Below are 8,313 nucleotides of genomic sequence, written 5' to 3' on the forward strand. Positions count from 1 at the left end.
TGCGCCCAAAGCGAGGCATGGGCAAAACTTGCATACCGAAAAAAAGCTATGTGAACGCCCACTCAGAGGGCGGTAAGTGACATGCTGCCCGTTTCGCGCTTTCAGTTGGGGCTGTCGGGCTGGTCGTGGCCTCTCCGGGTGGCTATGGCCGTGGCTGGGTGAACAACCCCTGCTCGGGCTCGATCAGGATCCCGCGTTCGACCAGCCGCTTGAGCTTCAGCCGGACGTTGTTGACGTTGCTGGGCGCGATCTCCAGATTTATCGCCTCGCAGACCGCCCGTGCCCGCAGCGGGGCGTCGGCCGCGGCGAACACGGCCATGATCTGCTGGTAGGCCGGATGGTCCGGCAGCTTCGCGGCCGGCGGCGTCGGCGGGGACGGATCAGGCAGCGCCAGCAGGGTCTTGCGGGTGATGCGGATCCTCCTCGGCAACCCTGTCGAACTCCCCTAATTGCGCGGTGAGTTCCGCGATGCGTCCCCGCGTGGCCTCGGCCTGCGCGGCGATCTCGCGCTCTTGCTCCTCCAGGCGCGTCAGCACCGCTCCCAAGGTCAGCTCGCTGCCGCTCATGCGCCGCGCCAGGTGGGGGTGGAGGTCGCGGTCAGCATCCGGGCCATCCGGTCGCTTATGGCCCAGTACACCCTCGACTCGGCGGAGGCGGGCCGGTGCTCGTAATCCCGTACCAGCCTGCGGTGCAGCATCATGATCCCGTTCACCTGCTCCACCACCCACCTCTTGGGCTGCGGGACGAACCCGCTGGTGGCCGGGTTGCGCTCGACGACTTCGACGTCGATGCCCACCTTCTGCCCGTGGTCGATGACGGCGGTCTTGAACCCCTGGTCCACCAGGGCCTTGTGGACCGTGTCGGTGTCGGCGGCGACCTTGTCCAGCAGGGCGATACCGGCGGCGTTGTCGTGCGCGGACGCGGCCAGCACCACCACCGCGATCACCAGACCGAGAACATCAACTGCCAGGCCGCGCTTGCGGCCTGGCACTTTTTTTGCCGCGTCCCTTCCGGTGGTGTCGGCGGGCACCCCGACGGCCGCGTGCAGGCTCTGGGTGTCGAGCACCACCAGGCTCGGGTCGGCCTTGCGCCCCCGGCTCTCGCGGACGCAACAGGTCGTGGATGGTCTGGTCGGTGCCGTCGTCGCGCCACTTGTAGAAGTAGTACTTCACCGCGCCGACCGGGGGCAGGTCGTGGGGGAGGTAGTCCCACTGGCAGCCGGTACGGGACTGGTAGAGCAGAGCGTTCACGATCTCCCGCATGTCGTAGGCGCCTTGATGGCCGCTGACGGAGGGATGCTGAGCCTTCCAGGAGGCGATGACGGGCTCGATCAGGGCCCACCGCTCGTCGGATAAGTCGCTCTTGTAGGGCTGGCGGTCGCTCACGAAGAACACTCCAGCACGACATGACTCCCGGATCAGCCCCGATACACCTGCGCCACACGTTCCAGCGACAACAAACGGAGCATCACGTCACATACCGCCCTCTCAGGGACTTCGTGCCCGTAGCAAGCCATGGGCCGCGCTCCACAAGCGCCGGCGTCCGGCCGCGGTTGCGCGAGCCTCCGGAGACGCCGCGTGTCCTGGCCACCGGCGGTCGGGGCCGGATGATCACGTGCCGGCGGGGACATGCCAGCTCGCCGGGGCGCTGTGCATCCAGGCCACGTAGTCGTGCAGTTCGGTCGGGGTGAGCGAGCTCAGAGCGGAGTTCCTTGCCTTGGCGGCGTCGCCCGAAGGGTGCCACAGTCGGACACTCTCCCGGGCGAGGGTCTGGATCCGGGCGGTGCGCTTGCGCCGGTTCTGGCAGAACTGCTCGAAGCGACCGGGGAAATCGGGCGAGGGGCAGTTGAGCAGATCACCGAGGAACACGGCGTCCTCGAGTGCTTGGCAAGCGCCCTGGGCCGCGTAGTGCAGCATCGGGTGGGCCGCGTCGCCCAGCAGGACCACGCGTCCGTCGCTCCAACTGTCCACCGGGTCCCGGTCCACCAGCACCCAGGACCTCCAGTCCTCGCCGAGTTGCAGCAGCCGCTGGGCGGTCTCACCGAGGACAGCGAACTGCCGTAGTACGTGCTCCCGCGACGCGGGCACTCCGGCAAACGCCTCGGGCGCCCTGTCGTCGATACTGGCCGCGAGGTTCAGATAGCTGCCTCTTGCGATCGGGTAGTGCACGAAGTGGCATCCGGGCCCCGCCCACCAGGTCACGGCTTTGGTGGACCGCAACTCCGAGGGAACGCGTTCCATACGCACGATCGCACGGTAGATGGTGATGCCCGACACCCGCGGCTCGCCGTCGCCGACAAGTTGCCGACGGATCGCGGAGTTGATGCCGTCCGCACCGATCACGGCGTCACCGGTGATCCGTACGCCGTTGTCGAGCATCACCGTGACGCTGTCACGCGACGAGTCGTACCCGACGGCGGTACCGCTGACGCGGAGCCGGATCATGTCCGAGGCAGCGCACTCGTTCAGCAGCAGGCTATGGAGTTCGGCTCGGTGTACCACGGCATAGGGGTTACGGAACCGACGCCGGTACTCCTCGGTGAGCGGCATGCTCACCACGTGCTCCCCGGTGACTCCGTCCATGAACCGCAGCTCGTCCATGAGCACGGCCGAAGCGCGTACCGCTTCTCCCAGCCCGAGTCGTTCCAGTGCGTATATCCCGTTCGGTGCGATCTGTATGCCGGCACCGATCTCAGCGAACCGGTCGGCGCGTTCGACGACCATCACCCGATGGCCCTGGCGCGAGATGCTCAACGCTGCCGCCAGCCCGCCGATCCCACCGCCGATCACCACGATCTCAGCCATGCTGATTGCCTTTCGAGGTGTCCTGGGGCGCCATCCGACGTGCCAGCTCCAATCGTTTGATCTTGGTGGTGGCGGTCTGCGGCAACTCGTCCAGCCGCCGTACGACAGGGTCCGCCATCGGCGGCAGGTCCGCGGTGGCCGCCTTCCAGGCGACGCCATCCAGGGGCTTGTCGTCCTTGACACACACCACCGGCACCGCGATCCCGTCGCTCCCCGGGATGATGACGACCTCGGCGATATCTTCAAGCCTGGCGAAGATGGCGTCTTCGACGGCCAGAGTGCTCCCGAACCCTTCGATCACATCGACCTCCCGGTCGAGCAGGTGGACGCATCCCCATTTGGTTCGGTAGCCCACGTCACCCATGCGCCACCATCCGCCGTCCGAGATCTGCCGGTTGTAGCGTTCCTCCTCGCCGAGGTAGGTCACGATCCGCCCGTCACTGCGCATCTCGATGTAACCGGGATTGGATGCGGACGGCGGATTCCCGTCACGGCTGACGATGCGGACGTCCGTCATGCCGGGGAACGGCATCCCGACGCACCGGCCGTCCGCGTCCAGCGGTCGTCGTCTGGAGAACGCGCGGACGACGGCCGGGCCCACCTCGCTCTGTCCGTAGAGCTGGCCGAACAGGGGCGCGCGACGTCGTGTGGCGGACAGGAGGACCTTCACCGTCCGCGGGTGGAGTGCGTCGAAGGTACTGCTGTAGAGCTTGACGTTGGCCAGCGGCTGCCGCGGCTCCTTAGCCAGTACCTCCCACTTCATGAAGGAGTTGGGGTGGGCTTCGATGACGCCGGGACGATGACGGGCGAAGATGTCGGCAACGTGCCCGGGATCGGAATCGGTGAGCACGATGATCGGCATACCCCGGAGCAGCGAGATGGCCAGCGCGGTGAAGAGCCTCGAGTGCACGAACGACACGTGCATGGCGACCGTCTCGCGCCGGCCTGCCAGGATCGGCGTGACGACCGCGGCCTGGGGGCGGTAGCGGGCCTGAAGGCTCCGCCCAGTGTGCACGGCGAGTTTCGGGGTGCCGGTGGTGCCGGAGGTGTGGGTGATCAGCGTCGGATGGTCCGGAGGCATGATCACGGGGGGAACTCGCCTGGCTCCCTCCAGCGCCCGCAGTTCCGTCGCGCCCTCATAGCTGCCCGATGTGAGCAACACGCCTTCCGACAGCGCGAAGACCGACTCGGGCAGGTACCGCTCCAGCTTGTCCTGGTCGGTGACGAGGAAAGGGCGGTCGGTCCGGTGCACCAACTCAGCGACGGTCTCTCCGTCGAGCTGGGGGGACAACAGAACGGGGACCGCTCCGACGCGCGCCACCGCGCACGCCAACAGGGCGATGTCGAAGCCGTCGGTCTTGTACACGACGACGCGCTGGCCGGGCCGCACCGATGCCGCCCAGAGCCGGGCCGCGATGTCGTCCACCAGATCGGCCATCTGGGCCATGGTGGCCAGTCGGCCCAGGTGCGGGGCGATGTCGAGGTCACGGTCAAGAATCAGGACGTTGGCCGGGTAGCTGATCGCCGCACGCTCGAAGAGCGTGCCCAGCCGGATGCCGCGGTTCGCGATGCGTTGCAGAAGCATGTGTGGCTTGCCCTCGTTTAGGTGACGGAGACGTGGGGCAACCGCCGCAGGTCCTACCGGCGGGGATTAACTCGGCCCTCGAACGTCTGGATCAGGCGCTCTCGATGACGTTCTTGATTCGCCCGGCCGTGGCCGAGATGTCTTGCTTCAATTTTTGCGACCACTCTTCGATGAACTTCTCGCGTTCCTCCGTTGTCATGTCGGCCGTGATTTCGAGGATTCCCTCGGTAGGACTCCCCATGCGGAAGTTGTGGACCAACTCACTCCCTGCCTCAACAGGCCGGATTTCGAACCCCCAAATGCTTTCCTGCTTGTTTCCCGCACTATTCCTTATCGCCCAGGAGAACAAGCGGCCGGGTTCTGCCGCAACCACCTCAGAATCCGTGAACCAGGTGCCGCGCACCACCGGCGCCCACGCGACCACATCCGGTTCACGGGTGTTCTCGCCACGGAACACGGCGCCCACCGTTGCAGGCTCGCCGGATACCCATTCACCGCCCACGCATTCTTCGCTCCATTCTTTGCTCCGCTTCAGGTCGCTGATTACGTCGTATACCTCGTACGGTGTCGCCCCTATTTGCACCGTGGCACTCACTTCGAAAAGGGGTGAATTCTCACTGTAGCTGGAAGTCATGGGGGAGATTTTGTCGGCGGAACGGCCCCGGGTCAAAGGGCTCCTTGCGGATACGTCAAGTTGCCCACCCCGAGGAGTTCCGGCGCGGGCTGCGGCCCGCCCGGTGGTCAGGGGCGGCAGGGCCCGGCCAAACCTGCTGGTGCCCCGCCGCGCCCCCCTGAAAGCAGGAACGAACGGCGCCGCCGTGGGGACCGGACCCAACCGCCCTCTACTTGACGGAGTCGTGACAGGGGGTTTGCCGACTTTCACGCGGCTCGGGAAGACTCGGCGAAAATCCCGCCGGGATTGCCGAGTTGGCCGACCTGACGAAGAAGAGGAACAGACAGATCGATGGAACAATACGTTCTGCCCAAGATGCCCGGTTCTGAGCCGGAGTGGGGTGCTCACCTGCTCGACCTGGACGCTTATCTCGACCGGATCGATTATTCCGGTCCACGCACCCCCGATCTGGAGACGCTGCGCCGTGTGCAGCGCGCCCATATCGCCGCTATCTCCTGGGAACTCCTGGACATGGCGCTCGGGCGCAAGATGGCACTCGACATACCACATCTGCAGAAGAAGATCGTGGAAGACCGCCAAGGTGGATGCTGCTTGGAGAGCAACTTGTTGTTCGCCGCCGCCCTGGAGCGTCTGGGTTTCCCCCTGGTGCGGCATGTCTCACGGGTGCGTCGCGGCAACAATTCCCCGACGCGTGCCCGATCGCATGTGGTCCTGCTCGTCGAAGTGGAAGGTCAGCTGTGGATGGCCGACGCCGCATTCGGCGACGAGGGAATCCTGGAGCCCATCCCCTTCCGTGACGGCGCCACCCTGACAGTGGGCGACTGGACTTGGCGGCTGGATCAGGACGGCGAGGAATGGGTACTTCGCTCCCAGCACACCGACGGCTGGTTCGATGTCTACGCCCTGCGCCTGGAACGGCAGTACCCGATCGACTACGACATGATCAACCATTTCTCGTACGCCGACCCGAACTCGGTTTTCCTCGGCCATCTGACCGCGCAGCGCGGTGACGAGAAGGTGCGGCACGTACTCAGGGACCAGGTGCTCAAGACCACGTACGCCGATGGCCGGACCGTCGAGACGGCGCTGACGGCAGACGAGGTCGTTCGGGAGCTGCGTGACACCTTCGGCATCGCCGTGCGGCCCGACGACGCGCGACTGCTGCGCGAGCTCTTCTCCGACGAGCCGTCCGCCGACTGACGTCGTGCGACTCCAACCGTCCGGCGGCACCGCTGCCGGACCGCGGAGCCGACGGCTCCGCGTCCGCTTCTAGTCAGCTACTACCCATCCTGACAGTCGAGGAGAGATCCCATGGCTCGGATTTCGGCCGATAAGGACGCCCTATATCTGGGGACGGTGCCGGAGCTGGCGGCTGCCAGACGAGGCGACACGGTGCTGACGCTCGACCACGATCTGGACGTGCTGCCCGGCACGGGCCGCCAGATCACCGTCGCCGAGCTCGCCCGCCATGTGGCGGACATGTCGGCACGGCTGTGGGCCGCCGGAGTGCGGCCCGGTGAGCGGGTGGCGATCCACAAAGCCGCCAACTTCGACATCTACCTGCTTGCCACCGCGGCGGCACGGATCGGCGCGGTGCCGGTCATGCTGTCCCCGGCACTGGACGGGGACAGCGTGGCTGCCCTGCTGGAGCGGTTGCAGGGTCCGCATCTGGTGACCGACCAGGATAAACTCGAAGGCTCGCTGGCCGAAGCGTCGCTGGCGGACCTCACCAAACAGTTGATCGTCACGGCCGGTTCCCACTCCGGCGCCATCTCGCTGAACGATCTGGCGGGAGCGCCGTCGCAGCCGCCGGTGTTCCAGGATCCCGACGAGCCCGCGCTGATGACGCACACCTCGGGCACTACCGGTCTGCCCAAACTCGTCGTGCATTCCGCACGGTCGCTGCGCGGCCGGTTCCGTCCGCAGAACAGGTTGGTGTCGCTGATCCGCAAGCGCGAGACCGTGGCCATCCACGTGTCGTATGTGCACTCGCGGATGTATCTGGCGCTCGCCGTCCTGCTGCCGCGGGCCATGCCCCTGGTCATCATGAACGACTCGGATCCGGAGAAGACAGCGGAGCTCTTCGCCCAGACCCGGCCAGGTTTTCTGGAGACTCACCCCAACTCCTTCATGGAGTGGGAGGAGCTCGTGGACCATCCGCGCCGGCCGCTGGCCAACGTCAAGTATTTCAGCACCACGTTCGACGCGATCCACCCGGGCACGATGGACCGGCTGCTGCGCGCGTCGGAGCGGCGGTCGCCGATGTTCTTCCAGATCTACGGGCAGAGCGAGTGCGGGCCACTCGTCGGCCGTGGCTACACCCGCAGGAACGCGCATCGCGCCAACGGCCGCTGCCTGGGGTACGGAATGCCGGGAATAACCAGCTTCCGACTGGTAAGCCGAAAAGGTGAGCGGCCCTCTCGGGAGACCCCCGGATACATCGAGGTGCGGACTCCCGGCCGGGCGGTCACCTACTTCGGCGAGGAAGAGCGGTTCCAGCAGCAGGTCTTCGGTGAGTGGTGGCGCGGCGGCGACGTCGGCTACCGCAGCCGGTTCGGCTGCCTGCACCTGCTGGACCGCGAGGTCGACGTGATCCCGAACATTCACAGCACGCTGGAGGTCGAGGCCACCGTCCTGGCCCGTATGGAGGAGCTGACCGAGCTGGTGCTGGTGCGCGGTCCGCGGCAGGAGCCGCTGCCCGTCGTGTGCACACGGCAGGATCGACCGCTCGACGTCGAGCGGTGGCGCCGGGCGGTGGCCGATTTCCCGCAGCTCTCCGATCCTGTGCAATTGCCCTTGGCGGAGTTGCCCCGCACCGCGACGATGAAGGTACAGCGCATTGAGCTGGCCCGCCGTATGCACGAGCTTCTGGACCCGACCAAATGAGCGGCCGGCATCCGGCCGGTGACGGCGTCGACGTCCTCGTCGTCGGCAGCGGGCCCACCGGCCTTGCTGCCGCCTGCGAACTCCTCAGGCGCGGTGTGACGGTACGCATCGTCGACCGTGCCCCGGAGCCCGCTCGCGAACCGCGGGCGCTGTCCCTATGGCCACGGGCGCTGGACATCCTGGACGACCTCGGGGTGGGCACGGGCATCCGGCAGGCGTCGGTCCGTGTCGATGCCTTCCGCTACTTCTCCGACCGGAGGGAGCTGGCCGCGTTCCGCTTCGCTCCCGACCTGGCTTCCCGCATCCTGCCTCAACCGGAGACCGAACGGCTGCTGACCGAGCGGTTGCACGCTCTGGGCGGCAAGGTCGAGCGCGGAGTGCGGCTGCTGTGCCTGGAGGGCACC

At 66.7% G+C, this 8,313-nt stretch carries 8 protein-coding genes and 1 pseudogene; 3 read left to right on the plus strand and 6 right to left on the minus strand.

The genetic code is table 11. From position 1 onward, the window contains the following. Positions 1 to 142 precede the first annotated feature (142 nt). From F3T56_RS44790 to F3T56_RS44810, 6 genes and pseudogenes are all read right to left on the minus strand, one after another. A complete protein-coding gene (locus F3T56_RS44790) occupies positions 143 to 430 on the minus strand; it encodes a hypothetical protein (RefSeq protein ID WP_246204784.1) in 288 nt (95 codons plus the stop codon). Then, on the minus strand, positions 381 to 566 hold the full coding sequence (locus F3T56_RS49095) for a hypothetical protein (protein WP_246204785.1): 186 nt from the start codon (positions 564 to 566) through the stop codon (positions 381 to 383). The genes F3T56_RS44790 and F3T56_RS49095 overlap by 50 nt, the downstream gene beginning before the upstream one ends. Beyond that, a pseudogene (locus F3T56_RS44795) lies at positions 563 to 1,385 on the minus strand (IS5 family transposase). Before F3T56_RS44795 ends, F3T56_RS49095 begins: the two are co-directional and overlap by 4 nt. A 225-nt stretch (positions 1,386 to 1,610) precedes the next feature. Further along, positions 1,611 to 2,804 (minus strand): FAD-dependent oxidoreductase, encoded by a 1,194-nt coding sequence (locus F3T56_RS44800; RefSeq protein ID WP_149831210.1) that lies wholly within the window; start codon positions 2,802 to 2,804, stop codon positions 1,611 to 1,613. After that, the gene (locus F3T56_RS44805) at positions 2,797 to 4,389 is read right to left on the minus strand and encodes a class I adenylate-forming enzyme family protein (RefSeq protein ID WP_149831211.1); all 1,593 of its coding nucleotides are present in this window, start codon (positions 4,387 to 4,389) and stop codon (positions 2,797 to 2,799) included. The genes F3T56_RS44800 and F3T56_RS44805 overlap by 8 nt, the downstream gene beginning before the upstream one ends. A 91-nt stretch (positions 4,390 to 4,480) precedes the next feature. After that, on the minus strand, positions 4,481 to 5,023 hold the full coding sequence (locus tag F3T56_RS44810; RefSeq protein ID WP_149831212.1) for an SRPBCC family protein: 543 nt from the start codon (positions 5,021 to 5,023) through the stop codon (positions 4,481 to 4,483). A 330-nt stretch (positions 5,024 to 5,353) separates the two neighbouring features. Between F3T56_RS44810 and F3T56_RS44815 the strand changes: the two genes are divergently transcribed. The 3 genes from F3T56_RS44815 to F3T56_RS44825 form a co-directional block, all read left to right on the plus strand. Continuing rightward, entirely contained in the window at positions 5,354 to 6,223 is an 870-nt protein-coding gene (locus F3T56_RS44815) for an arylamine N-acetyltransferase family protein (RefSeq protein WP_149831213.1), read from the plus strand. 111 nt (positions 6,224 to 6,334) lie between these two features. Next, complete coding sequence (locus tag F3T56_RS44820; protein WP_149831214.1) at positions 6,335 to 7,909, plus strand: class I adenylate-forming enzyme family protein; 1,575 nt, start codon at positions 6,335 to 6,337, stop codon at positions 7,907 to 7,909. After that, positions 7,906 to 8,313: FAD-dependent oxidoreductase (locus F3T56_RS44825; RefSeq protein ID WP_149831215.1), on the plus strand; the 408-nt coding region annotated here is incomplete at its 3' end. The genes F3T56_RS44820 and F3T56_RS44825, both read left to right, overlap by 4 nt.

The sequence above is a fragment of the Streptomyces tailanensis genome, assembly GCF_008386495.1.
In the GTDB taxonomy this organism is placed as follows: Bacteria; Actinomycetota; Actinomycetes; order Streptomycetales; family Streptomycetaceae; genus Streptomyces; species Streptomyces tailanensis.